The organism is Geosporobacter ferrireducens, from assembly GCF_001750685.1.
Lineage (GTDB): Bacteria > Bacillota > Clostridia > Peptostreptococcales > Thermotaleaceae > Geosporobacter > Geosporobacter ferrireducens.
Window position 1 is genome coordinate 5,640,970 of sequence record NZ_CP017269.1, and the last position, 26,758, is coordinate 5,667,727.

A 26,758-nucleotide genomic window follows, 5' to 3' on the forward strand; every position below is an offset into this window, starting at 1 on the left:
TCAATAAAGGGAATAAATGCTAAAATTAATATAAAATTGTTTTACTATAACTCTGAGAGGTGATGACAATGATTTTGACTTTGACTTTAGAAACACTTATGCCTAAATTAGAAAAAGCTATCGAATTAGCCAGAATTAATAGGTTACATATTGAAAATCAACCAATGGATATCGACTCTTCTGATATGGATAGTCTAGAGGGAATCCTTGAAAATGTGAAAGATGATGCTAACCTGAAAAATTTAGAGGATTATCTTAATACATTCACTGATAAAGAGATAATGTTAACACAAACAATAATGTATATTGGTAGGGATGAAAACGAGGAGAACCTAAATGAAGAAAGCAGAGAGTCTTTATTAAACTCAGTAATGAAAGAACTAGGTTTTGTATTAGATAGTAAAATAGATAGAAAAGTAGAAATTAGTCAAATGACTGGTAAAGTACCGTTTGATCAATATTTGCAGAGGGGATTAGTCATATTAGGTAACATGAAAATTTGATTTGCTAGGTTATATAAAGTAAATAAGACAAAAATTAACACACAGATACAGCAAAATTCTAGTAATCACAAAAGAGCAGAATACCATCTAAATAGTTAAAAATAAATTTATTATAATGATAGTCAGCAGCATGGTCCTGTTGGCTATTATTTTTGTTAATTGATTACTATATAATAGGAAAACAGTAGTTAAAGCGAAACGGTGAACCTTACCAAAATGACTGCGGTTTTTTGATAAAGAGTTTCCTAAATCATGTGTAGGAGGCTTGGATCTTCTTCAGTAGACTATTGATAAACTTCTGTTTTCTTGAAAAAGAAAGAAAACAGAAGTTTTGTTTTAGATCGTTAGGTCTTATTGATACAAAATGTGTAAGTATGTAAACCAACCAATAGCAAAAAATCTAAGAATTTTAATAAAATAGGAGGTTTCTGGCAGAAAATGTTGAATAGTTATTTTAGTAATATCTAAAAAATATACTTAGATTGAGGGATAAAAGTGAGCTTGAAAGATGCTTTAGTAGCAAATAAACCAAGAGAAATAAGTGGGTCTAGCTCTGCTAATAGATTTCAATTCCAAAAAGATTGGGCTATATGTAAATTGCTAGAAATGCAGATGAATGATGAAGAATATGTGCTCATAATGGATTTTCATGAGGACATTCTTATTATTGATTCAGATATAGCTCCTCAAATTGCAAAGTTTTTTCAACTGAAAACAAAAAGTAATGGAAATTGGACATTAAATAGCTTAATCACAAGCACTAAAGGCAAGAACTCCCATTTAGGAAAACTTTATCATAATAAAATGATATTTCCTGTGAATAATATAGAATTGAATTTTGTCTCAAATGCTCACTACAAATTAAAACTAAAAAATGAAAATAGTGAGGACGCTTGCTTAAGATATAGAGATATATGTTTAAATCAATTAGATTACGAACCGTTAAAAAAAATAACCAAGAAAATAAAAGATGAGTTTATTTTAAAGGACGAGCCTCAATTTAAGGATATAACTTATATGCGTGTTACAGAACTAGATATTCATTCACGCGAGCCATATACAAAGGGGAAAGTAGCAGAGTTTTTTGATGCTATAGACAAAGGGACAAAAGTTAATCCTGCTGCTGTATACAGGATGCTATCCAATGAAATTGCAAAAAGAAATGACTATGAATGGAAGATACAGTCTTTTGGAGATATCATAACATATAAAGGGATAAGCAAGAGCACATTTACAGGGTTCTTGAATGATTTGATAAGACATAGCCAAGTTTATTGTGATTGGCAAAACATTGAACCTAATCTTTTAGCAAATGGAAGCGGCTTAAGAGAAATAAAGGCAATTAAAGATAAATGGAAGACATATGAAATAGAAAGACTTAGTATTAAAAGCAATCCTACACTAAATGGGATAAGAGAGAGGATTATAGACATTCTTGAAACAATAGAGGATGACTCAAATTATAAGATACTTATGGAGAGTACTTTTACTGAATATTCAAAGAGATACGAGATATTTCCTGTGTTGTATGATGAATACTATATAAAAGCAATAATACTAATGGAGTTTTGTTTATGATGAAAAATAATGAAATTGAAAATTATAAAAAATTAATTAGAAATTTGAGGTTAGGGAAAAATGAAAAAATTAAGATTCAAAGAGTTAATAATAATATCATTAGTAGAGAGCAGTGCGAGAAAAATAAATCTTGATGCAGATGTTAATGTATTTATTGGGGATAATGATACTGGTAAATCTAGCTTTATCAAAAGCATCTACTACGCATTAGGAGCTACTCCTCCTCAGGTACATCCTGAATGGACTCAAATTATGCCTATAACGATACTAAAGTTCGCTAAGGATGATATTATTTACAATATGTTTAGGCATGGAAGTTACATCGTATTATTCAATGAAAACTATGAGATTATTAATACATTTGCCAGTATCGGAAACGAACTTTCTCCTTACTATGAAGACTTTTTTGATTTTAAATTGAAATTAACTCACTCTACTAGTGGAGAGCTAAAAACCCCCTTACCTTCACATTACTTTCTTCCATTCTATATTGACCAGGACGTAGGCTGGAATAAGAATTGGAACTCTTTTGACAGATTGACAGAATTCAAAGGTTGGAGAAAAGATTTAATTGAATATCATACAGGAATAAAACCAAATGAATACTATATATTAAAAGCTGAGAAAATTCTCATGTCAGAACTGGGAAAGGAAATAACCTCTGAGCTAAACGCACTAGAAAGGGTGTACTTAAAGGCGATTGAAAAGAATAACAGTGTTTTACAGGTAAATATTGATGTTAAGCAATTCGAAAAAGACATTGAACATCTGGTTATTAAACTGAACGAAATCAAAGATATTGAGAATAAATACAGGACCAAGATTTTAGACTTATATAATGAAAAGGCTATAATTGATCATCATATTAAGCTAGCAGAAAGTACTATAAAAGAATTAAATAAAGATTATGATTTTGCAGAGCAGTTAAATGAAACGATCGAATGTCCTACATGTGGGGCGATGCATCCAAATACATTTGCTCAGAGGTATATTATTGCTCAAGATGAAAATAGATGCTATGAACTGTTATTGCAGCTTAATCAAGAAAAAGGAAAGATTGAAGCAAAGATATCTAAAGAAAATGTAGAACTCGAGGAGTATTCTTATAAGAAAAACGAAATAGAAGCAATCTTAAATCAAAAAAGAGAAGAGATAAAGTTTAATGATTACATCGAAAACGTAGGAAATAGCAAGTTAGTGGATGCTTTAAAAGATGAGCTAAGTATTCTTCGAAATAGAATTGCAGATATTGATGGAACAATTAAAAATATTAATAAAAAGATGAGAAAATATGTTAGCGGTGAACTTCAAGAAGAGATAGAAGGATACTATTTTAAGCTAATGAAATCATTCTTATTTAAGTTAAACGTAAATAAGCTGAAGGAAGAGACATTTAAATCGATTTCTAGTTCTATTAAAGAAAATGGAAGTGATCTATCAAGAGCATTGTTAGCATATACCTACAGTGTTCTATTGGTGATGGAGAAGTATTCTTCTACTTACAAATGCCCAATAATTATAGATTCACCTCTGCAAAACGAACAAGATGATAAAAATAGTGTAAAAATACTCGAATTTATAAGGGATCATAAACCTGAATATTCTCAGTTGATTTTAAGCTGTGTAGATATTCATGGTGTAGAATTTGAAGGAAACATTATAGAATTGACAGATAAATATCATTTTCTTAGTAAGGATAAGTTCGGGGAGATATTTGCTGAAGTACAATTTATTATTGATAAAGCTATGAAGATATAAGAAGGTAGGAGTATACATAACCATACTCCTACCTTTTGTATGAGGGATTATCCAAATGCTCGACTTTTTATATCTTTGCTCTTCCATCTGTGCCTTTTACTATTTTCGGAACATCCATGGATAAATCATCATGCTCAATTTCGATAACAATCAAGCAACCTTCTTTGATATTATAATTTGCTTTTTTCCAGACAGGAAAATAAGGCTCTAGCTCTCTGAAATTTCCTACTCTATCTGTTAGATATCTATACATTTCCCTAGAAGGCATTACCAATATACCACAAATCAAGGTGCCTTTTAATAAACCAGATACCATCTTATTAATAGCTCTATGTGAGGAACTAATATTTCCAGTCTCCCATTCTAAAGCTATATGCTTTCCTGAAAGAGGATAGGTAGCATCTATAGGTCCTGGCTTAGTAGGTGTTACGCCCACATCTAGGCGATGCTCTAGTATCCACCCATAATGTTTCAAGTCTTCAAAAAAACTATCTTTTATTGGTTTCACACCATTTGATTTTTCCTTTTCATATAGAGTGAACTTTCCTGTGCCTCTAGGATGATCCATTGATTCTATTAATTCTTTGACTTTATTTAAAAGTGTTCTTAGATCTTCCCTTTCAAGAGTGTTATTAATATTGATGATAGTATTAATGCTTTTTACTTTCATAAAATACCTCCTAAATAAAGTTATGTGATCCTGATACCATAATATTACATATGGATCTCATAGTCAATAGGAAATTTATATGTATCGAAATCAAAATTATGATAAAATATTATTGTTAACGAGGAGTGATGAATGTGAAAAATGAAAAAAAGATTCATTTAAATAGACTGTATAAAGTGCTGAATATCAAGGAAAGAAGTGATTTGAGAAATGTGGCTAAAAAGTTAAAGCTCAAAGTTGATCAATTGGAATATTATAATGATAATATGATTTTTCCAGATGGACATGTACTTGATAGAATTTTAGAGGTAACAGGCTATACAGAACTTGAGTTAAAGATAAGACTGGGAATGCTAGATAATGAGATAATAAGATGGATAGCTGATAATCCAGAGATTATTCTAAATAAGTATACTCTTCCAATAAACACATTGGGAGAGTTACCGATACCAAACTTCACAACTCAATACGGTGAATTATATCAGGCAGATAGCATTGAATTGATGAAGGCTATGCAGGAAAATTCAATAGATATGATTTTTGCTGATCCGCCATTTAACCTATCTAAAACATATGGGTCTGGTATTGATGATAATTTATCAGAAGAAGAATATTTGGCTTGGACAGAAAAATGGATTTCTGAATGCGTAAGGATCTTAAAGCCAGGAGGAGCTTTATTTGTTTATAATATACCTAAGTGGCTAACGTATACTTCAAATATTTTGAATAAGTATTTATTATTCAGACATTGGATTTCCATTAATTTTAGAGCTGTGACACCTCCTATTGCGAATAAACTGAATGTCAATCATTATGGGGTACTCTATTATATAAAAGGTGAAAAACCTAATGTATTTAATACTCAACGAATTCCCATGAAAACTTGCAGACATTGTGGTGGAGAGATACATGACTATGGTGGAAAGAAAAGAGATGTGAATGTAAACGGACAGACAATCTCTGATATTTGGGAAGACATTCATCCAGTGAGGCATAAAGGACATAAAAATAGAGAAGAAAATGAATTGCCAATCAAATTACTCTTTAGAATTGTCTCATTAGCAACTAATGAAGGCGATATAGTGTTTGATCCATTTGGAGGGAGTGGCACGACATATATTGCGGCTGAATTATTAAATAGAAGGTGGATAGGTTCGGAAATCGGCTCGCCTGATCCCATAGTTACTAGATTTAATAATATGACTAGAGATAGAGAAAAATTGCAAGTATTCCTTGATGAAAGTGATAAAATTTTTACTGATGAACAAAGGGATCTGAGAGTTACCAATGGATTTTGGCTTCCAGAAGATTTTGAACAAAATTAGATAATAAAGAATATGCAATAAAGCATCTTTTGGCCCAAGTGATACAAAAACACTTGGGCTAATACTTTCTAGGAGGGAGAAATGTGTCAATAGTAGAGAAAAGTATATTGAAAACAGAAGTAATATTTTCCCAAGATAAACAACATAGATATCTGCTAAGAAAGGAATGGGATAAAGGTAAGAAAAAAGCAATGGTTATAATGATTAACCCCAGTTCGGCTGATGAACTACTGATAGATCATACAACCATGTACGTAGTCAATAATCTGTCTAAGATTGGCTTTGGTTCAGTAGATATCGTTAATATCTTTTCCAAGATAAATACTAAAATCATTACAAAAGGAGATGTGGAAGAATTAGCAGATGAAACAAATGATACTCAAATTCTAAAATCCGCTACTAAGGTAGATAATATAATCATTGCCTGGGGGAAGGTAGGTGAAAATAATAAGAAGGTAAAGGAAAGGCAGGAACAAGTAATAAAGCTGCTAATGGAATATAAAGATAAATTCTGCACCATTCAGGACAGCAAAGGGAGGGAAGGCTTCCACCCCCTCGCCCCACAAATTCGACATAGTTGGAAGCTGAAAAAACTGCAACTGGAATCAGAAAAAACTCCAGAGGAATCACACAACTAGCCCAAGAGAGCCGCTAAAACCGCTTTCTTGGGCTTTTTCTGTTTGGTGGAACAGGAAGGGGAACACAAGACTGGCAAGCCGAAAAAAACGAGGAAAACAGCTTTGGAAGCCTGCACCAAGCAAAAGGGGAAAAAAGCCATAAAAAGAGGTTTGGATAAAATGAATTAAACGAGAGGAGCAAAAGAATATGATAAAGATAGCACATGTGAAAGAAACGGAAGGTCTAAATTTACCACAGGAGGTAGTAGGAGTAATTGAGTATATTGCAACGGTCCTTGATAATGAATACGGAGAAGATCGGGACGTAGATGGTGGGGATGGAGGCTATATCTTGGTGATAGAATACAAAGATGAATTTGAAAAATTGAAAGATATTTACATAGATATGGATGATGTCATTGCTGAATATGTTGATTTAATCAAGGTGACTGATGGAGAAGACTATACTAACTCATTAATCATACTAAATAATGAGTTTGCCATATCATTAATCATGCCTGTAGCCATTACTCCAAAGAGATTACTTGATGAAATAAATATGATGGATTAGAGCCTAGTGAAGAAATCAATCTTGACTAGGTTCTTTTGTTATATATTCAATTAACAAGCTTAATAAAAAATACACGCTGCTGCAGATTTTCAGCCACAAAGACAATTCCAAGAAATCATTCTAATGATAAATCCATTCATTAGGAATTGTCTGAGTGTCCTCAAATGCATTCGCTTCGTATTTATTATTAATCTTTAAAGTGTAGACCTAAATGGTATTTTACAAGAGATAATTCCATGAATAATACAGAAGATTAATCAGAAGATAACAGTTAAAATTTTCCTTAGGAAAGGGGTGGTTGAAATGGACGGACTAAAACCTCATCATCTAAATGGTATATATAAAGACATTGCAAATGATTTAGGGATAGATATAGCTCTGATGATTTTCAATCACTACAGAGGACTACAGATAACATTCCCTACAAGATTATTATGTACAGAGTATGTAAGGAGACAAGTTTCCATCGAATATAACGGTAGCAATATCAAAGAGCTTTCCTTGAAATACAGCTACTCAGAGCGATGGATTAGAAAAATGATTGTAACAGAAGAAAAAACTAAAAGATAGGAGGCAGAAAAATGAGTCTATTTAATAAACTCAAAAAGGCAACAGAAGATATTAAGAAAACCCTAGACGATGCTAATATCATGGAGAAGGCTAAGGGAGCTACTGATACGATTAAAAGTAAAGTAGATGAAGTGAGTTCTAAATTGTCAAAATCCAAAACGGAAACTCTAATTGTTAAAGGGAAGAAGGAATACTGGCTGAATCATTTACCTAGTCAGCTAGAAAAGGAATCCTTTAAAAATATTTCAGTAAATAATAATCACCAAATAGAAGCCAAGTATTCTAAAATAGCAATGAATGCAGGAGGAAGGGGAAATATAAAGATTTCCTTTGTTGACTTAGATGGAGAAAACACCAAGGCAACCATAGAAATCAGTGTTGCTGTAGATACAGCTACCTCCATGCAGGTTAACTATAAAAACATATATGAGGCTGTTAGGAAATCCTTTGGTGAGGATGCAATTGTAGCAGGAGAGGAATTTAAAGGAATCTACGATGATGTGGTAAAGGATAGACAAGATAAGATCCAGGATTTAAAAGACAATGGCTTGGATAAATTAAAATTCCAGTCAGCCGAGAAGAAACAGGAACTTGAAGCTCAAGAAAGAATGGCACAGGTTGTTCTGTCGGAAAAGATCGATAGGCTTGAACACAGCATTAATGGAGGACAAGGAATAATCGCCAAGTATCCAAAGGGGAAATTAACCGAATTTACAAAGGAGTTCTACGAAAAGCTTTGTATGCCAGGTACAAAGTGGGAATACACCAAACTAAGCTTTCATCCATACATAACAGATAAAGCCATTACTAAAGTCAAAAGCTCCTTTGCAACAGACCTAGATGAAAAAGAAACTCCACTGGTACTCTACGCAGGATTCATTAAGGAAGGCTTTCTCATTACTGATAAACACATTTACTTTAGAATGAAGGAAAAAAATATTAGTCACCCTTACAAAGGAAAAATTGATATAAACATGATTCATTCAATGAAGGTAAAGGAGCTAAGTAAGGAAGGAACTGCCCTCTTCCTTAACAATGAACAATTCTTTTACATAGATACCGATAGTAACTCCTATGATGCACTAAACCTAAAGAAGTACTTAGACAAATTGAATCAGGGAGACTTCCATATCCCAAATCAGGAGATTTCAGCAGTACTGGAAGAAAAGATTGAACCAAAGCTATTAAACAGGATTAAAGGCTTCCTCTATGAAGATGAATATATCCTATATCTAGCCTTTGGATTGGATTCCATTACTGCAAGGGATTGGGTTGTATGTACTACCCAGAGATTAGTTTTGATTAATCGAGAAATGTTTGGCTTGTCAGAGCAGATAAAGCAATTTGAATATGAGAACATTACCTCCATCTCAACTGCCAAGTCAACAGATGCTGGATTACTTACAGATCTACTTGCTACAGCATTTAAACAATGTGACCTAGAAATCTATGTCGCAGGTTCTAACTTTAGAATTGAAACCCTAAATAGAATTGAAGCAGAGCGAGTCATTAAAGTAGTGAATGAATATAGAAGGAAAAGCAAAGCTGCTCCCGTAGCTGCCAGTAGAGAGGAAGGAAGAAGTCAAGGGGAGGATATCTTAGCCCAAATTGAAAAACTGGCTAATCTAAAAAACAATGGAATACTTACGGAAGAAGAATTTCAATCCAAGAAGTCAGAGCTACTGGCTAAACTATAAGATAACAGAAAGGATGAAAAATTTGAATAAGACAAAATTTATAATACTAATGATAGTTACCTTAATGATATTGACAGTAACAGGCTGCAGTAAAGATACCCAGGAGGTAGCCAACAATGACAGCCAAACACAACAATCACAGGAACTGGATATAGAGGCAGAGGAAGACACTGATATTATTGGTGTAAAAGCAGATGACTATGAAATAGGAGAATATGCTTTAGTTGTAGAAGGGGAATTAATCTACTTTGAGGGATTAGGTAGAGATGATAACAGGGTCTATTTTGTTGAACGATACTTTGATGAAGGGGAAACACCTCCCACCTATGATGACATAGTAAGAAATCCCCAACAATGGCAGTATAAACCCATTACATTTAAAGCAGAAGTGGGACATATCCTTGAAGAAGAAGGCAATTACTATGTTCTTCAAATGAATACGAGATGGAATAATCAAATAAATCCCAACCCAATTATTATTCAGTACACAAAAGGAACGGAAGATTCAAGAATACTTCCAGGGGATAGGATGGTGTTCTGGGGATACTCATCTGGATTAGGAGAATTTATAAATGGAAATGGACAGACGATGAATTTGCCCATGGCATCGGTAAATACCATGATAAATACAGGAAGTTCAGTTATAAAGACCACCCCAGCAATTAAAGACTTTGAAGCTAATATAGTATATTACATAAAAGACGGAAAAAACTTTATCACAGCCATAGATTCCCAAAACAATGTAAAATGGCAGTATAAAGAAATTGATAATTACTACCCTCATTACATCACCCATACAGAGGAAGGTAAGATAGTAGTAACCGCTATAGCCACCAAATTAGATGCTAATAAAGGGGCTATCGTCAATGTAACTGGAGAATTTGTTTTTGATAAGGAAGGGAACCTAATTCAAAAACCCGAAGACATTGAAAATATTGTAAGATAACACTTAAAGAAATAATGAACTGATAATAACCTCAATCTTTAAATAGATTGGGGTTATTATTTTACCCAAAACATAGTAGGAAGGCAGGTGTAGGGGAAAGACATAAGTTTTTCCATGATAATGAGAACACCAGATAGAAACAGTAATTACATTGAGGAAGAGTTTAAAAATATGAAATTTGCAAACCAAATTGATACTATCATTCATTCCATGATAACCAGTGAAGCAATCATAAAAATCATAATAAATACCATTAATAGTCAATCAAAGCCCCAAAGTAATGAAGTTGTTGAGGCTTTAAAAAAGGTTAAGGAATTAAGTAATGTTGCTAATTCCATTACATCAGGAATCATTGACAGTATCATCAATAACCAGCAGGGTAAAAGGGAGGTGTAAGGAGTACATCAAACCTCCTAAAAATGAAAAAACAAATGCAAGCTAAAAGAGTGGATATCGTTAAAATAAAAATGGTTAAGGAAAGCTCCATACTATATGCCAAGCGAAGAATCAATTCGCCATCTGATGGGGTCGACTTGGTTAAGGATTTTTTAGAAGGAGAAGATCGGGAGTGTTTTCTGGCAGTTTTTGTTAACACAAAAAATGAACCGACTGCAATCCATACTGTAAGTATAGGTACATTAAATGCCTCTTTAATCCACCCAAGGGAATTGTTTAAAGTGGCGATAAATGCTAATAGTTCAGGCATATTATTATTCCATAATCATCCCAGTGGTGACCCAACACCAAGTCAGGAGGATATAAGCATAACCAAAAGATTAGTTGAGGCAGGGAATATAATGGGGATTAAGATATTAGACCACTGTATTCTAGGAGATAACAGTAAGTTTTACAGCTTTAAGGAAAATAATCTAATTTAGCTAGTATCGAAAGGAGAGAAGACGGAATGCAATGGTTTGTATTAGGATTTGTATGCACTTTAACAGTTTTAATAGTGATTGAAGAAGTAGTCATAAATTAGAAAGGGTGAAGGACAGTGATAAGTTTTCTTGCAACAATTGCAACAGTAAAAGCCATTGAATATTTTACCCTAGGGGCTACACTTGGAGTAAGTATTTATTCGACTTCTAGGAAGTCTAGGAAGGTCAAAAGATAAATTAGTATTAATTATTATTAGTTAATACTAATTTAAGACTTAACGGAATCACCTCTTTGGGGGTGATTTTTTTGGGCATCGCAAGGAGAAAAACTCTCCCACCAGACCACCATAAAACCACAAGAACCCCCTTTTGGGGGAAGGGGAAACCCTTGGTAAACCAACAAAAAAGCTTTGCCCTCCCTTCTCCCACCTTCCTTAGAAAGAAAACTATAATAGAATACCCTTCTTTTGTCCTAAAAATAAAAAAACAAAAGGAAAAACTAAGGGGGGAAGGGGGAAACATGTCCAAAATGTCGGAAAACAAAGAAGAAAAATCTCCCACTCAAGGGGAAGTTTGGCGGAGAAAGGGGAGGGAGTGCTTAAAACAAAATTAGACTATCATAATCTAATGCCAATAGATTAAGTATTTTGATTTGTTGTATAACCTGATTTTATTAATTGGATACCATACCAAAAAGTTGTATAGCAAATGTCAAAGTCATCTGGTAAGCGGTTAACAACTCCATCAATTTCTAACTCTTCGTCACATTCTTCTATAAACTGATAGTACATATCTGTGTAAGACAACTTAGAATTTAATGGTTCATTGGAAAGTATATAGTGCTTAATTCTCTTTAAGACCACGTCCGATAGTTTTCTCTTGCCTCGATTAACTACTGAGTAGTCATCAGAAAGGATAATCTCATCTAAATACAAATCAACATTTGTGTCATCCACATGAATACCTTTACTTTCCAATACAGATAAATTTTCAGTAAAGCTGGTAAGGTATCTTTTTACTGTATTTCTATGGAATCCACTTTTTTTTGAAATTTCTCGGTGAGATGAATTCTTCCCAAACCATAAATGAAAAAGCAGTTTCCTTTCTTCATAAGATAGCATGTCAAGAAACCTCCTTAAACCTGTTTTATCAAATTATATCAAAAAATAAAGTGGTACACAATTTAGTTGAAAAGTTGAGGTTCGAACACATAACTAGATAAAAATTCTTGGCTACCAAGTCTAAGCTCATAAAGATAGACCAAGGAAATCTTAGGAGAAAGGAGCGTAGCCTGTCTTAAAGGCAGGGAGTTGATGAATTAAAATTAACTTAAATATCTAAGGAGGAGTTTTTAATGACAAAGTATGAATTTCCATGGAGAGAAAAAAATATTGATTTTAAAAATTATATTATTGAAGAACGAAAGAAGTATGACGAATTGTATTTAGATGATGATTTTAACTTTTGGCGAGATAATAGTGGAAATTTAGAAGAAAGAGAGTATATATGTTTAAAAGCTACATTTTGTGGCATTGATTCTAAGCGATTTGTGGAATATTATGAGTATTTTAAAGATGATGATAATGAAGTATATAGTAGTAATGTCGAGGTTATCAAAAAAAATAAAGAAGCCATTGCAAGATTGCAGCAAATTGATTTTGTGGAAGTGCTTAAAGATGATTTTTTTAAAGATGTTTTTTTTGAAGATGAATCTGTTGAGGATGATGCAGAGAAATTTGATTATACAGTCATATCTGAATTTTTAATTCCAAAAGATATAGGGATAATGGAGGGTCTAAATATTGATCAAATTGTTAATCAATGGGTGATATATATTGCAGATACTTGCAATTTAATACTGAAGGATTATTCTATAGAGTATATTCGAAGAATTACTCTTAAGAACGTACTGTATGATAACGTAAATGATTTATTTAATCTATTAAGTGTGTTAGGATATAAGGTCGAAAACAAGCCTTACAAGATTCACTTAGACAAATTCATATGTAGAGAAGAAGACCAGTTTTTGAATGACTATTTAGAAGAGCGTAGAAGTTATCATAATGAGATACAAAGAAACTTCCATTTTAAAAAAAATGAAGAATTAGAAGCTTACTTTGATAATTCATATGAAATTGATGGGAGACAGGAATACTTATATTTTGAGGCTATCTGCGCTAGAGTAGATGCTAAGGAATTCTTTCATTATAGTCATTTAAGCGATGAAGAATACTTAAATGAAATGAGAGAGGCTGGATATAAAGTTAAAGATATAGAGGGCATAGGATATCTTGATATTGAAGAGGAAACTGTGGGTCATATAGGGGAATTCACCGTTATATCCAAGTTTAACTTGCCTAAGAATACCAACATACTTAAGGGTGTGAGTATTGCTTCGATTATTGATCAATGGGCTAAATACATTGAAAAAGCAGGTAACATAAAGTTGATGTATTATGATATAACGTATCAAGATTGCTCTTATAGGAAGAACAAAAGAGTGAATAGTGAGCCATATAAAGTAAATGATTTATTTCATATATTAAATGTATTAGGCTATCAAATCACCAAGTAAAATTGCTTGGATTAAGAGTTTCGGTGTAATTAAACTACAGTATAACCTACAATCTCCATAATAGGGATTGTAGGTTATTTATTTTTTAAAGCCCTTCCAATAGATGAAGCACTAAGCTCACCTAGCGGAGAATTCCGCAATTGAGGGGTTTTGTGTATATAGTTATAGATTTCAGTCGAGCTTGTTGTATTTAGCAATCTAGAGATTTCTAAAATATAACCTATTACTTCATCGGTAAGAACTCTTTTCTTTCTGGTAGAGTTATTAGCTGTGATTTCGTCAATGTAATCTTGCCAGTTTAATATAATAAACTCATCTGATTCTTCAATGGTACACTTTCCCTCAAGGATTAGGCTTGACTTAAGCCCATTCAGATTATTTTCCATTAATTTAATATATTTATTAACCGAGTTGTAGTGAACATTGCCTAACTTACTCGATATTTTTCGAACAGATAACCCCTCGATAAATCTCAATTCAAAGATATTAACAATGATTTCCTTTTCAATCAAGGTATAACACCCCTTTCTCCTAAGATAATCATATCATACATGTCACAAAATTAGTGAAAAAATAATTAGTAACCAATATAGTATTGAAGATATCATTAATTCCAATACCAATCTGAAGTAAGAAGGTAAGGCTGTTAGTCTGTAAAGAGTGGTTAGAACCGCTATAGAGTAGGTAATAGTCATGAAGTGTCACAAGATTAGTGAAAAAGTTAGCTATTAAACAATTATAGTGTATAGATATGATTATCTTCAATAGCATCTTAGGGAAAGGAGGTAAAGCTGCTAGCCAGTAAATAGTAGTCAGTACATTGAAAGGAGAGTTGATAGCCTACAGGTGTCACAGAATTAGTGAAAAAATATTGATGGACCAATTAATTAGGGCTTAGTATTCAGTTCAATATTATCTTAGAGAGAGGGGGTGATACGATGAGCCTGTCAATTGAAGGTCATAATTGCCATAGGTATGTGAATTATCAAATTAAGGACAATGGAGTATTTCTCTACAATCAAGAAGCAAAGAAGTACCTCTATCTATGTCGCTACTTAAAGGTCATAAGAGTTGAAACTAACATCGTAACTGGTGATGTTCAGGTTGAATTAGAATATGTTCACAACCAAGAGATTAAGACAATGACCTTACCAAGGGAGGTTTTTGTAAAAAGTAAACTGCTAAATGTGCTTCCAGCCAAAGGGCTAGACGTAACGGATTTTAATGTGACAAAAGTTTTAGAGTATCTACTGTGTACTGAAGAAGAGGCAGAGCATTTTAATATTCATGAAAATCTAGGCTGGACTGATATTAATGGTAAATTAGTGTATTTACATCATAATGTCATTGGAGGAGGCTTTAATTCCTCCTATAAAGGACAACTCAACATAGCTCCGAAGGGTAATAGGGAGAACTTTAACCAGCTTATTGAGCAAGAGGTTTTAGGACATCCCCCTTTAGAACTAGCATTAGCACTAGGGCTATCCTCACCTGTTGCGTCAAGGCTCAGAAAATTACTGGGACTAGATGTATTATTCTTTCATATTTACGGCAACTCAACTACTGGTAAGACTACAGCTTTAATGTTAGCTACAGCACCCTTTGGTTACCCGAGTAAATATAATAACGGTCTTATTAGGACTTGGCTAGCCACAGACAATGCTCTACTTGGTCTCATGAAGGGGCTACATGGTATGCCATTGGCAATTGATGAAGCTTCTTCAAAAGTTAACTCAGAATATACAAAGATGATTTATCAGATAGTTGATGGAATTGAGAAGGCTAGAGCGGATAAAAACGGTGTTGTGAAGAAACGTAATTCTAATGATGAGTGGTCAGGTACTGTAGCTTCTACAGCAGAGAATTCGCTTCTGGGTAATAGTAATCATAATAATGGTTTAAGAGTAAGGCTTTTAGAGCTTGGACACATCCAATGGACCAAGTCTGCTGAAAATGCAGAAAAGCTTAAAGCTGGTTTACTAGAAAATTACAGTCATGTGGGTGTCAATTTCATTAGTTATCTTAACAAGATTGATGATGAATCTCTGATTAAGCTGTTTAAGGAGTGCAAGCAACAAGTTTTGGAGCGAATAACAGCTAAAGATGCTTTCACTGACAGAATTGCAGACAAAATTGCCGTTGTTTATTTGACAGCTAAAGTTGCTAGGAAGGCTCTTAATATTAATTTTGACCACTCAAAAATTCTGGATTTGTTAATAGAGGCTGATAAGCAGCAATCTGAGGATAGGAAGCTGCATTTAAAAGCATATGAATTTTTCAAGTCGGAAGTTACTAGGAATATCAATAAGTTTGTCTTTAAGGATGATGTCGAAACCTATGATATGAGTAAACGGTCATATCAAGATAAACTACTTCCTGCTGGTGAGCTAATGGGTAGGATTGAAATGTTGAGGGATAAGATGTCACAGGTGTTAATTCCAAGGGAACAGCTAAACAAAATTCTCCAAAGTGGAGGCTTTACTGATGTAGAAGGAATTCTTTATGAGTGGAGGGAGAATCAGGTTATTGATGCTGATAAGGGTAAATTTACGAGGAAGCGAAAACTGTTTAAAAAGGGGGTGGAGCAGCGAGTTGTAGTTGTTAATCTAGATAATAAGCTTGAATTAGAGGATTAAAACATTGTAATAATTAGGAGGTTTTAATATGCTAAGCAATTCTTTTAACACTGTTGGAGGCAATGTAGACGGCGAAACCAATTTAAATGAGGCAATATCAAACTTTAGACGAGGGGAGCAATTATAATGAGAAAAAAATTAAGTGACAAAAAATCTGTGGTGAAATTTGAGGAGGACATCGACATGGTAATCGAAGAGTTAGAAGTTGAGGTTTGTGAGGATAAGGGGGATGAGGTAGATATGATGGCAATTGAGAATCTAGAGGCAGATACAGTAGACAATCAGGAGGATGATTCAAGCACAGATATATTTGAAGAGTTAGAAGTTGAGATTACTGAGGATAAGGAGGCTGAGGCAGGTATGGAGGTAATTGAGAATTTAGAGATAGATGCTGTAGATAATCAGGAGGATGATTCAAGCACAGATATATTTGAAGAGTTAGAAGTTGAGATTACTGAGGATAAGGAGGCTGAGGCAGGTATGGAGGTAATTGAGAATTTAGAGATAGATGCTGTAGACAATCAGGAGGATGATACAATTATAGATATATTTGATGAGCATGAAGTTGAGGCTACAGAAGCTATAAATGATAAAGATACAGTTGATTTAAGTCAAAATAAAATAGCAGAACCAATGTTGAGAAATTACCTAACTACGGGTGATATTACTAAACAGAATCACGATGATGTATCACTTATAAATCAGGCTTTTGAAAATGCTATACCAATCTTTGATGAATATAGTTCTGTTGATAGTCAGAGTATAAGTAGAGTCATTGGTAGTGCAGGTATTATGTCCATTATAAATTCATTGAAAAATGGCAAAAGATTATCTTTTTGTAGAGATCTTATGCTTAAATTAAAACTTCCTGAAAGAGTACAAATTGGCACTAATAGCAATTCTATAATAATTGGTGTAAAGCTACCTTTTAAATGCAATGATTTCAAAATCAGCAAAACTGGTGGAAAGAGCATAATCTATTCTGGTCCACTAGTAATGGAGATCACTAAAAAGTTCAATTTAGATTACAGTAATAGAACCTCCATTACTTTCCATGATGTAACCTACGGAGAATTTGAAGGTTTCCCCTATGCAATAATTAAAATTATTAATGATGGTGAGATATAAAATTAATCATAAGTACCATAATGAGGGCTGCTATTAAAGGATACCAGCCCTTATCTTTTTGTAAACGTTAAGGCTTGAAATATATATTATTATTATGTTAATACGAGAGGAGTGCTTAGTATGAATATTAACTATGCAGAAGCTTTTTCAAATTATCCAGAGATATTAAACGCTAAAATGATTGCTGAAATTTTAGGAATTGGCTATATAAAATCGCTAAAGCTTATCAAATATAGTGATATGAAGTATATTAAAATAGGCAACGTCTATAGAGTGCCTAAAAAATGTTTTGTAGAATGGCTCCATAGTGATGAGAGTAAAGTAATCAATTTAGAGGCTTAGAAAATAAAGGTACAGGGACTATTTAGTCTTTGTACCTTTTTTAGTTTTCAGCAAAGCAATACTGGCTTGCTAACAGCAACTATTCAAGTTAGAAATATTAAAAGGAGGTACAAAAATGGCGAGTGGTCATATTAGAAAGCGAGAATACAAAAGTGGAGTATCCTGGCAAATTGTGATTGAAAACGGAGTGGACGAAAAAGGGGAAAGAAAAAGAATTTACAAGTCAGTTAAGGGAACTAAGAAAGAGGCTCAAAAGATTATGACGAAAATTTTAAATGAGTTAAACAATGGAACTTACATTGAGCCTACCAAAACCAGTTTTGGAGATTTCTTAAAAGAATGGATGGAAACATATGTTGAGCCAAACTTGTCTCCTACAACAATAGTAGGATATAAAGCAAATGTTTTTGGTCATATAGTGCCAAATCTAGGGCATATACCGCTTCAGAGCTTAAATGCTCTAGACATACAGAAATTCTATAACAAACTCTCTCAAGAAAATCATTCTAAAACAAACAAACCTCTTTCAGCTAGAACCATAGAACACATTCATGCAAATTTAAAGTCAGCTTTAAAACAGGCAGTAAAGCTAGGTGTAATTGAGAGGAACCCAGCCGAAGCAGTAACAATTCCTAAAGCAAAAGATTATAAAGCCACTGTTTATGATGAAGAGGAAGTTAAGAAATTATTGAAATATGTGAAGGGAACTAAATTGGAAATACCAGTAGTGTTAGGTGTTGGATTAGGATTGAGAAGGGGTGAAGTACTAGGGCTAAAGTGGTCAGCGATCGATTTTGAAGGCAAGAAAATAAAAGTACAAACCAGCTTAGCATATGTAGATAAAAAGTTTATATTTAAGTCTCCCAAAAGTACGGCTGGTGAAAGGACATTAGTTGTTTCGGATTCAATTTTAGAAACCCTAAAGAAACATAAAAAGGAGCAAGGCTTGTATAGATTAATGCTAGGAGCTACCTATGAAAACAATGATTTAGTATGCTGCGAAGAAGATGGACGTCCAACCATACCAGGCACCCTGTCACATAGGTTTAATATTTTCTTACAAGAACATGACTTTAAAGAAATACGATTTCATGACCTAAGACACACCCATGCTTCTTTACTGCTAAAGTATGGTGTAGCAGCCAAAGTAGCATCCACAAGATTAGGACATTCATCTATTGGAATTACTTTAGACTTATATTCCCATGTTTATAATGAGGTTGAAGAAGAGGCAGCTAATAGAATAGAAACAGGAATATTTCAAATAGGTTAGAAGGAGGACTGATGATATGCTAAATGTATGCAACTTAAAATCAAAGGAATTTCCATAGTTGAAATTACTATAAATACATTGATTTTATAACAATAGAGATGAGTCAGAGTTTTAATTAGTTTTAGTTAGATTTCGTCAGCTATTCCTATTACGGCGGCGGAAGGGCGACACAAGACGACAATTTCAAGATAATTTCAGTTGAACAATAAAAATAGGTATGCTATAATGGTCAAGTGTCAACAATCAGTAACATATGGGAGTAGATGGGTGCTGGTGTGCCCTCTGGTCTTCAAAACCAGTTTGAGGGGTTAGGAGCTTCTCAGGTGGGTTCGATTCCCACATACTCCCGCCAATAGACTATGCAAAAAGGATATAAATATTTGTAAAGTGAAGCATAAGCTTGCCGTAGTGGTAGCCTCATGCTTTTTTTATTGTAGTAAACTTATGCTTACATTTGCAGTAACTATTTCTCAAATATCTTCAAAAGTCTCAAATAGTGATTTGCTTCACGTAATGTATGATCGCCCAATAACGGAATAATGATCGATTTAATTTTACATTCTACCAGTCCTTGCGTTCCTTGTTCCTTAAAATCACGAATTCTTTGCGTAGCGTTTAGGCTATCCTCCGTGACCTTCATCAAGGGTATTGTCATGTCTATAGCTGCCATTGCTTCTGCTGTCAATTGGTCAAACTCATTACTAAAATTGTTGGCTGTATTAATCAACTCATTCTCAGTAGGATCAAGTAATCCACGAATAAACTTTGAATGTTCTGCCATAATTCTATTCCAGAATAATTCCTGCTCCATAGCTTCTTTTTCGATATTTATGTTTTCCCTATTTTGAAGTCTTTTAACTATTCCCAAATAAAATTTGGCTTCTCGCATTATATGGTCTATTAATAATGGATAATTGACTGTAAACATTTTGCAGGATAGAACATTGGATAAAATTGTAGCCTTAAACTGTATTAATGCGGCGATCAAACACATAGCCCTTTGGTTAATTAAAAATACTCTTTGATCAAGCATTGGGTTGGCTATCATTAAGCATCCACCCATTAATAAAGCTTCCGCTTGAGTCAATTCAGTTGCTATACGCACTCCCGTATAGTATGATGAAGCCATTTCAGCATTAAGGGTATAAGGTGTTATCACTTCACCTGATTGAAGTACACTAGGACTTACAATACCATTTGAAAGTGAAACAACTTCTCCTAAAAGACTGTCAAACTCTCTTCGAAAATCATCTGCTTGTTGAGTAAAATTTGCATCTCTTGGTGTAAACCCCACCTCAAGAAAAAATGAGTGTTCTTTCATAATTCTTGCAAAAAAAAGATGTACCTCTAATGACTGACGAACGAAATCTATACTTGAAAGCAAAGCATATTCCTCCTTGAAAAATATTTTAACTACAATATATATTATGTTTACGTTGCATAAATAGTTACTCTTTTCTTTTAGGATAAATGTGAAGGGATTATATTAGATCCTCTGTACACAAGAAAGGCTATGTATAGTCCTTGTAAATGAAATTCGGAAGGGAAACATGAAAGAGCACAAAAATATTCTCTTCATTCATATGGGAGGATTATTTGGAGTGTTTCTTAAAACAGATCTTTTTTTCAAAATCCATTTTAAACACCCGGCTAATATTACCTTAGGCAATATTATGGCGGAAAATGGGAAGGTAAACTTAGAACCTGGATTACATTAAAAAAGTTCCTTTGATTTTTAATTAGAAATCAAAGCAAAAAAAAATAGTCCAAAGGACTAATACAATAAAAAAACAAATAATATGGGTAATTAGTGAATTGTTTTCATGTTCATTCTATTATAAATGACAAAACATGTCAATATTTTTGGATAGAAATACGGAAAATGTCGAATGAATTATGCCTGCCTATGGAATAGGATAAACATTTGAGCGTATTTTACAAGGCCATAATTTCCAATATTCGAAAAATTTTTGAAAGAATGCAAAACATGTAGTATAATGATTTATATAAAATCTTTGAGGTGATCCTATGTGTACACCGATTACTCCTAGCATTGGACCGACAAAAAACCGTATATACAATCGTCAGCTGCCTTGGTTTGATGGCATTGAAGACAAAATACAAAGTGCTGTAATACAAAACAGCACAAGAGCGCTGCTGTCAAATATTTTACATAGTGCAGGGATGCTGTGTATCGAGTTTCTTTATGATGCGCACAACCAAGCCCTATGCAGCCATGGAAATTTGCTGCGAAAGTATGAGAAAAATATCACTGAAGTCCATCAAAAAAATTTGTTAAAATTATTTAGCGGCTTTCTGCTATGCAAGTACTTTCATGATGAAACAGTGGTTAGTTCAATAGAGCATCATATAATAGAGCAGGCTTTATTTGATCTTTATGAATTTAATGAAGCGGATATACAAAATTATAATATGGTGAAATGCACTTTTCAGACGAATGGAAAACAGGTGCAGTATTGCTTATTGACTAGAAAATTATTAGCTGATAATCTTCTACAAGTGTCCTTTAACAGCAAAAACTTTGTGGATTTAATACAGTCTTATACCCATACCGTATATTATGAGGTTTTACTACAAATGTAGACAAATGCTCCCTTTTTAGGGAGTTTTTTTTCTGATCTGTATAAGCTGTTAGAAAATGGTTATAATAAACAGCTAGATAGATTGGAGGGATACATATGTTAAGAAGAAGAAGACGTAGAAGAAAATATGTTTTGGCTTGCGTTGTTCTGCTCTTGGCAAGCTTCATATATGGCTATATCAGTAATGAAACAAAAATTCTCAATAAACCAAGTAAAGAAAACGTAGATCCACTAAATTTGTCAGCAGAAGTTCCGAATGACACAAAAGAAAATACAGAGAAACAAGAGCCGGATTATCCACCTGAAGAAGTAGAAATGCCCTATGAGATAGAAGAACCTGTAGCAAATCAAGACAATATTATCACCAATAATACAAGATTTCTTTTAAGAACATATTTTGAAAAAACACGGGATACCATCACGAGAGAAAACAAAATTCCAAGTGAAATGATAGGGAAAAGTTTAGAGGAATTCAGTATCTATCTGCAAAATGCTTATAGTGAATGGGATATTCGTGAATTAAATAAGGATTTAGTAGAACTTTACCGCATAAAGGATGCAATTTCACCTAATCATTATATTGTAAAGCAGAGTAATGGCTTCATCGCTATTTTTAATGTAGATGAAGAGGGGAATCCAATTTTATTAGAACAGACAAATATACCTGTCTCTGCTTTAACAGAAGTGGATAGGGAAAAACTAAAGCAAGGCATTGTGGTAAAAGGCATGGATGGTGTAAATCAAATAATTGAAGACTATAGCAGTTAAAGTGCATGTAAAATTGCACTTTTTTTTATTTGCATATTTATTGAACGGAGGATGTGATAGAATAAAGAAGGATTTCGTTATGTACATATCGAATATATGTTTGGAAATGATAAAAGGAGCGCATGTTATGATAATTATTGGCATTGATCCAGGAATTGCGATCGTTGGGTTTGGAGTCATAGAATATAAAGGCAATCATTTTCGTGTGATAAGTCATGGAGCGGTTACTACGAGTGCTGGTGAAAGTTTGCCAACCCGTTTAGAAATCATCTATAATTCGTTAACAGAGCTATTAGAGAAATATCGGCCGGATGCCATGGCAATTGAGGAATTATTCTTTAATAAGAATACGAAAACAGCTTTTATGGTGGCACAGGCAAGAGGAGTTGCAATTCTGGCAGCATCCTTAGCAAAATTAGATATTTATGAATATACACCATTACAAGTGAAACAGGGAGTTGTTGGCTATGGACGTGCTGATAAAAAGCAGATGCAAACTATGGTGAAGACAATTTTGAATTTAGAGAAGGTTCCAAAACCCGATGATGTAGCAGATGCACTGGCCGTTGCGGTATGTCATGCCCATTCCGGTGTTTTTGGAAGTATGTTTAAAATAAAGTAATATTTGGAGGGGTCTATTTGTTTCATTTTATAAAAGGTAGATTGGATTATGTTGGTGAAGATTTTATCGTACTCGAAAACCGTGATATAGGCTATAAGATATTTACTTCTTTGGCAACGGTGTCTGACATTAATGGAGATAAAGAGCAAGTTACCATTTATACCCAAATGGTAGTACGGGAGGATGACATTAGTCTATACGGCTTTTCTTCAAGGGAAGAATTAAAAATGTTTCAATTATTGACGACGGTTTCAGGCGTAGGTGCGAAAGTAGGGTTAGGTATTCTATCATCTATTCAACATCAAAAACTTGCAGAAATGATATTCTCTGAAGATGTGACTGGACTTACCAAAGCCCATGGCGTTGGTAAAAAGACTGCGCAACGGATTATTTTAGAGTTAAAAGAAAAGATTCATGCACAGGATTTAACAATGGAAGGAAAGTCTGTTGTTATGCCTAAATCAGGTGGAGACCTACTGCATGAGGCAGTTGACGCTTTGGTTTCTTTAGGCTATGGAAAAAACGAAGCGATAGCAGCCATAGCAGAAGTATCCGAATCCAGCAGCAGTTTAGAGCAATTCATAAAAAATGCTCTACGAATTTTGGCAAGGTAAAGTAGAAAGAGGGGTACAAAATGATTAACGAAATTGAAGATAGCAGGTTTATGACAAATGCTGTAAAAACTGAAGACTTTGAACTGGAAACAACCCTTCGGCCAAAGACACTAGATGAATATGTCGGTCAGGATAAAGCAAAGGAAAAGCTAAAAATTTTTATTGATGCTGCTAAAATGAGAAAAGAATCCTTAGATCATGTGCTGCTGTATGGACCTCCTGGTTTAGGGAAAACTACACTATCCAGCATTATCGCTAATGAATTGGGAGTACAAATCCGGATCACCTCTGGACCAGCCATCGAAAGACCTGGAGATTTAGCAGCAATACTTACAAACCTAGGGGAAAACGACGTGTTGTTTATTGATGAAATCCACCGCTTAAACAGAACCGTTGAAGAAATATTGTATCCCGCAATGGAGGATTATGCGCTGGATATTATTATCGGGAAGGGACCTAGTGCCCGCTCCATTCGATTAGATTTATCACGATTTACATTAATTGGAGCTACTACAAGAGCTGGACTTTTAACATCTCCCTTGAGAGATCGTTTTGGTGTTATTTGCAAACTAAATTTATATAATACGGAAGATTTAAACAAAATCGTTATGCGCTCTGCAACTATTTTAGGAGCAAAAATCGAGGAACCAGCAGCAATAGAAATAGGCAGGCGGTCAAGGGGAACACCGCGAATTGCCAACCGGCTGTTAAAGCGAGTTAGAGATTTTGCCCAGGTAAAAGGGAATGGCATTATTACACTCAATATTGCACGAGATGCATTAGCATTATTGGAGATCGATGAATTGGGATTAGATAGTGTCGACCGGAACATTCTATTAACGATCATAGAAAAATTTAATGGCGGCCCTGTAGGATTAGATACCCTTGCTGCATCAACTGGAGAAGAGAGAAACACCATTGAAGATGTGTATGAACCTTTTCTGCTGCAGATGGGATTTTTGCAGAGAACACCAAAAGGGCGTGTTGTAACGAAGCTTGGATATGAACATTTGGGATTGACCATCCAAGAATAGAGAGGGGAGTTTTTTATGGAATCTTTGGGAAAAACAATTATTATGATTGGAATTTTACTTATAGTGACAGGGACGATCCTGTTTTTAGGATCTAAATTGGGCTTAGGAAGATTACCTGGAGATATCTATTATAAAAAAGAAAATTTCACCTTCTATTTTCCTGTTATGACAAGTATTATTGCCAGTATTGTATTAACCATTTTGTTGAATTTGTTATTTAGAAGATAGCTGTCTCCGATGAGGCAGTTTTTTTATGTGTGAATTAGTATAATTTCAAGAATATTTCAAGTTTATTACAGCAGGGGATAAAATGCAGGATATTCCATAATCTTGTCGAAAGTAAATGATATAAAGATATTCATGTAGAAGGAGAGAAGAAAATGAATAGGTTCCGCCATTTAATATCTGCCGCCCTCTGTATTATACTCTTGGTACTACCATTATCTGTAGATGCAGCCGATTCCTCAAAGCTGCCACAGGATATAAAAGTCGGAATTCGTTTTCAAGATACGGCTGCCCCCTTGGTTTTATTATATTCACAGAGTGGATTAGAATTAGGATTCTATACAGGCAATCAATTTAATGCCATCGACAGCTTTATAGAAAATGATGATATTATCGTTCGAAAAGACAGCTATTTTATGAATATGAATGGTTCTTTTATTGAGTATAGCTTTGAGGAACAGCGTGATGGGAGCAATGCCAACATACAAGGTCCAATACATATACAAGTGGGGGGGAATTTTAACACTAGGCAGGATGCACAAACGTTTCTGAATAGCTTAAGTGGGAAAATTGCAAATCTATATATTGTCTATGAGAATGGATGGAAAGTCTGGCAGGGTTTATATACAACCACAGCAAACGCACAGAATGGAATAGAAATTTTAAAGAATCAGGTGCCACAAACAGATTTTTCAATAATACAGCAAAATAGTGGACGTATTCAAGTGTTAACGAAAGCGGGAAAAGTACTTTCGATGTACAATCCTGGCAGCACAGAATTTCATTTTCGCCCTGTGCCGGATAAAGGTGTTGCAGATATCGTACGTTTAGATGGGAAAACCTTTAGAGGCAGTATAATAATAAAGAGACTTTCAGGCAGTGATCTTACAGTTATCAACAATTTGGGATTAGAGGAATATCTTTATGGAGTAGTCCCAAGAGAAGTGTCTGGTTCTTGGCCTATAGAGGCACAAAAAGCGCAAGCTGTTGCAGCAAGAAATTATACAGTGAATCGTATCAATGTCCATGGACAATATGGTTTTGATCTATGTGCTGGAACCCACTGTCAAGTCTATGGGGGTTATAGTATTGAACATCCAACCAGCACAAAAGCAGTAAATGATACAAAAGGAAAATTGATTACCTTTAACGGAAAACCGATTGAAGCCTATTATCACTCCAATAGTGGCGGCCGAACGGAGGACAGTGAAAATATATGGACCAATCCTATCGCCTACATCCGCGGCATAGAGGATCCGTTTTCCATTGGCGCGCCAAACGATAGTTGGACTTATACCATGTCCAAAAAACAAGTCCAGGACATATTGGTGGCAGCAGGGTTAGATGTTGGTGGCCTTTTAGATATGCGTGTTACAGAATACTCGAGAAATGGAAGGGCTATAAAGTTAGAGATCAATGGAACTTCAGGAAAGAAAATTTTAGAGAAGGATAAGATTCGAGCCATATTTGGTTATAATAATATCAAAAGTACCTATTTTACAATCAATGCAGGCGGTGGTGAGACATATATACTGGCGGATCTGTCATTACCACCCCAGAAAGTAAATATTAAGAACAGTTATTTGATGACTGGCGAGGGCTTGAAAGAAAGCAGTACCCTCCAAACACCCTATATTTTTGATGGGTCTGAGTATAAAACTGCCCAATCAGGAATATCTGACGACATTATGATTACTGGGAAAGGTTGGGGACATGGCTTGGGGATGAGTCAATATGGCGCGAAAAAAATGGCTGAAGAAGGATATACCTACGAACAAATCTTAACCTACTACTATACTGGTGTAAAGGTTGAATAAGGAGTAAT

The 26,758-nt window shown here is 34.2% G+C and carries 27 protein-coding genes and 1 tRNA gene; 24 read left to right on the forward strand and 4 right to left on the reverse strand.

All coding sequences use genetic code 11. The annotated features are described in order from the left end of the window. Positions 1–68: 68 nt before the first annotated feature. The 3 genes from Gferi_RS26480 (at position 69) to Gferi_RS26490 (ending at position 3,839) form a co-directional block, all read left to right on the forward strand. Positions 69–503, forward strand: coding sequence for a hypothetical protein (locus Gferi_RS26480; protein ID WP_069981098.1), 435 nt, complete (start codon positions 69–71; stop codon positions 501–503). Between the two features lie 495 nt (positions 504–998). Beyond that, on the forward strand, positions 999–2,081 hold the full coding sequence (locus Gferi_RS26485; RefSeq protein ID WP_069981099.1) for a dsDNA nuclease domain-containing protein: 1,083 nt from the start codon (positions 999–1,001) through the stop codon (positions 2,079–2,081). A gap of 60 nt (positions 2,082–2,141) precedes the next feature. Next, positions 2,142–3,839, forward strand: coding sequence for an AAA family ATPase (locus tag Gferi_RS26490; RefSeq protein ID WP_069981100.1), 1,698 nt, complete (start codon positions 2,142–2,144; stop codon positions 3,837–3,839). A gap of 67 nt (positions 3,840–3,906) precedes the next feature. On the opposite strand, the gene Gferi_RS26495 is transcribed toward Gferi_RS26490, so the two are convergent. Beyond that, positions 3,907–4,509, reverse strand: a complete 603-nt coding sequence (locus tag Gferi_RS26495; protein WP_069981101.1) for a PDDEXK family nuclease — start codon at positions 4,507–4,509, stop codon at positions 3,907–3,909. A gap of 134 nt (positions 4,510–4,643) precedes the next feature. On the opposite strand from Gferi_RS26495, the gene Gferi_RS26500 reads away from it, so the two are divergent. From Gferi_RS26500 to Gferi_RS26535, 8 genes are all read left to right on the forward strand, one after another. Further along, positions 4,644–5,834 carry a DNA-methyltransferase gene (locus tag Gferi_RS26500; RefSeq protein ID WP_169833040.1) on the forward strand — a complete coding sequence of 397 codons (1,191 nt, stop codon included), beginning with the start codon at positions 4,644–4,646 and terminating at the stop codon, positions 5,832–5,834. 83 nt (positions 5,835–5,917) lie between these two features. Then, the gene (locus Gferi_RS26505; RefSeq protein ID WP_069981103.1) at positions 5,918–6,472 is read left to right on the forward strand and encodes a DUF1643 domain-containing protein; all 555 of its coding nucleotides are present in this window, start codon (positions 5,918–5,920) and stop codon (positions 6,470–6,472) included. Between the two features lie 187 nt (positions 6,473–6,659). Further along, positions 6,660–7,022: a hypothetical protein gene (locus Gferi_RS26510; protein WP_069981104.1), complete on the forward strand. Its 363-nt coding sequence runs from the start codon at positions 6,660–6,662 to the stop codon at positions 7,020–7,022. A gap of 303 nt (positions 7,023–7,325) precedes the next feature. Beyond that, on the forward strand, positions 7,326–7,592 hold the full coding sequence (locus Gferi_RS26515; RefSeq protein ID WP_069981105.1) for a Mor transcription activator family protein: 267 nt from the start codon (positions 7,326–7,328) through the stop codon (positions 7,590–7,592). A gap of 11 nt (positions 7,593–7,603) precedes the next feature. Then, on the forward strand, positions 7,604–9,289 hold the full coding sequence (locus tag Gferi_RS26520) for a PH domain-containing protein (RefSeq protein ID WP_069981106.1): 1,686 nt from the start codon (positions 7,604–7,606) through the stop codon (positions 9,287–9,289). 22 nt (positions 9,290–9,311) lie between these two features. Beyond that, on the forward strand, positions 9,312–10,235 hold the full coding sequence (locus Gferi_RS26525) for a hypothetical protein (RefSeq protein ID WP_069981107.1): 924 nt from the start codon (positions 9,312–9,314) through the stop codon (positions 10,233–10,235). 171 nt (positions 10,236–10,406) lie between these two features. Beyond that, entirely contained in the window at positions 10,407–10,631 is a 225-nt protein-coding gene (locus tag Gferi_RS26530; protein WP_156782498.1) for a hypothetical protein, read from the forward strand. Between the two features lie 35 nt (positions 10,632–10,666). Then, entirely contained in the window at positions 10,667–11,113 is a 447-nt protein-coding gene (locus tag Gferi_RS26535) for a JAB domain-containing protein (protein ID WP_236932666.1), read from the forward strand. A 638-nt stretch (positions 11,114–11,751) separates the two neighbouring features. Here the strand turns inward: Gferi_RS26535 and Gferi_RS26545 are convergent. Beyond that, positions 11,752–12,234, reverse strand: a complete 483-nt coding sequence (locus Gferi_RS26545; RefSeq protein ID WP_069981111.1) for a hypothetical protein — start codon at positions 12,232–12,234, stop codon at positions 11,752–11,754. A 233-nt stretch (positions 12,235–12,467) separates the two neighbouring features. On the opposite strand from Gferi_RS26545, the gene Gferi_RS26550 reads away from it, so the two are divergent. Continuing rightward, positions 12,468–13,688 (forward strand): hypothetical protein, encoded by a 1,221-nt coding sequence (locus Gferi_RS26550; RefSeq protein WP_069981112.1) that lies wholly within the window; start codon positions 12,468–12,470, stop codon positions 13,686–13,688. Positions 13,689–13,762: 74 nt separating this feature from the next. On the opposite strand, the gene Gferi_RS26555 is transcribed toward Gferi_RS26550, so the two are convergent. Further along, complete coding sequence (locus tag Gferi_RS26555) at positions 13,763–14,200, reverse strand: hypothetical protein (RefSeq protein ID WP_069981113.1); 438 nt, start codon at positions 14,198–14,200, stop codon at positions 13,763–13,765. Between the two features lie 426 nt (positions 14,201–14,626). On the opposite strand from Gferi_RS26555, the gene Gferi_RS26560 reads away from it, so the two are divergent. From Gferi_RS26560 to Gferi_RS28395, 5 genes are all read left to right on the forward strand, one after another. Beyond that, a complete protein-coding gene (locus Gferi_RS26560) occupies positions 14,627–16,324 on the forward strand; it encodes a DUF927 domain-containing protein (RefSeq protein WP_069981114.1) in 1,698 nt (565 codons plus the stop codon). Positions 16,325–16,450: 126 nt separating this feature from the next. Continuing rightward, complete coding sequence (locus Gferi_RS26565) at positions 16,451–17,452, forward strand: hypothetical protein (RefSeq protein ID WP_069981115.1); 1,002 nt, start codon at positions 16,451–16,453, stop codon at positions 17,450–17,452. Positions 17,453–17,572: 120 nt separating this feature from the next. Then, positions 17,573–17,794 carry a MerR family transcriptional regulator gene (locus Gferi_RS26570; RefSeq protein WP_069981116.1) on the forward strand — a complete coding sequence of 74 codons (222 nt, stop codon included), beginning with the start codon at positions 17,573–17,575 and terminating at the stop codon, positions 17,792–17,794. Positions 17,795–17,909: 115 nt separating this feature from the next. Continuing rightward, positions 17,910–19,067: a tyrosine-type recombinase/integrase gene (locus tag Gferi_RS26575; protein ID WP_069981117.1), complete on the forward strand. Its 1,158-nt coding sequence runs from the start codon at positions 17,910–17,912 to the stop codon at positions 19,065–19,067. Between the two features lie 255 nt (positions 19,068–19,322). Next, positions 19,323–19,419: transfer RNA gene (locus Gferi_RS28395), tRNA-Sec, on the forward strand. A 111-nt stretch (positions 19,420–19,530) separates the two neighbouring features. On the opposite strand, the gene Gferi_RS26580 is transcribed toward Gferi_RS28395, so the two are convergent. Then, the gene (locus tag Gferi_RS26580; RefSeq protein ID WP_069981118.1) at positions 19,531–20,451 is read right to left on the reverse strand and encodes a DUF2935 domain-containing protein; all 921 of its coding nucleotides are present in this window, start codon (positions 20,449–20,451) and stop codon (positions 19,531–19,533) included. 644 nt (positions 20,452–21,095) lie between these two features. Between Gferi_RS26580 and Gferi_RS26585 the strand changes: the two genes are divergently transcribed. From Gferi_RS26585 to Gferi_RS26615, 7 genes are all read left to right on the forward strand, one after another. Further along, positions 21,096–21,671, forward strand: coding sequence for a hypothetical protein (locus tag Gferi_RS26585; RefSeq protein WP_069981119.1), 576 nt, complete (start codon positions 21,096–21,098; stop codon positions 21,669–21,671). 95 nt (positions 21,672–21,766) lie between these two features. Further along, positions 21,767–22,438, forward strand: a complete 672-nt coding sequence (locus tag Gferi_RS26590; RefSeq protein WP_069981120.1) for a BofC C-terminal domain-containing protein — start codon at positions 21,767–21,769, stop codon at positions 22,436–22,438. Between the two features lie 127 nt (positions 22,439–22,565). After that, entirely contained in the window at positions 22,566–23,060 is a 495-nt protein-coding gene (gene ruvC, locus Gferi_RS26595; protein ID WP_069981625.1) for a crossover junction endodeoxyribonuclease RuvC, read from the forward strand. Between the two features lie 17 nt (positions 23,061–23,077). After that, the gene (gene ruvA, locus Gferi_RS26600) at positions 23,078–23,674 is read left to right on the forward strand and encodes a Holliday junction branch migration protein RuvA (protein WP_069981121.1); all 597 of its coding nucleotides are present in this window, start codon (positions 23,078–23,080) and stop codon (positions 23,672–23,674) included. A gap of 20 nt (positions 23,675–23,694) precedes the next feature. After that, a complete protein-coding gene (gene ruvB, locus Gferi_RS26605) occupies positions 23,695–24,708 on the forward strand; it encodes a Holliday junction branch migration DNA helicase RuvB (protein WP_156782499.1) in 1,014 nt (337 codons plus the stop codon). A gap of 15 nt (positions 24,709–24,723) precedes the next feature. After that, positions 24,724–24,936, forward strand: a complete 213-nt coding sequence (locus tag Gferi_RS26610) for a DUF2905 domain-containing protein (protein WP_069981122.1) — start codon at positions 24,724–24,726, stop codon at positions 24,934–24,936. A gap of 152 nt (positions 24,937–25,088) precedes the next feature. Continuing rightward, a complete protein-coding gene (locus Gferi_RS26615; protein WP_069981123.1) occupies positions 25,089–26,750 on the forward strand; it encodes a SpoIID/LytB domain-containing protein in 1,662 nt (553 codons plus the stop codon). The last annotated feature ends 8 nt before the right edge of the window (positions 26,751–26,758 follow it).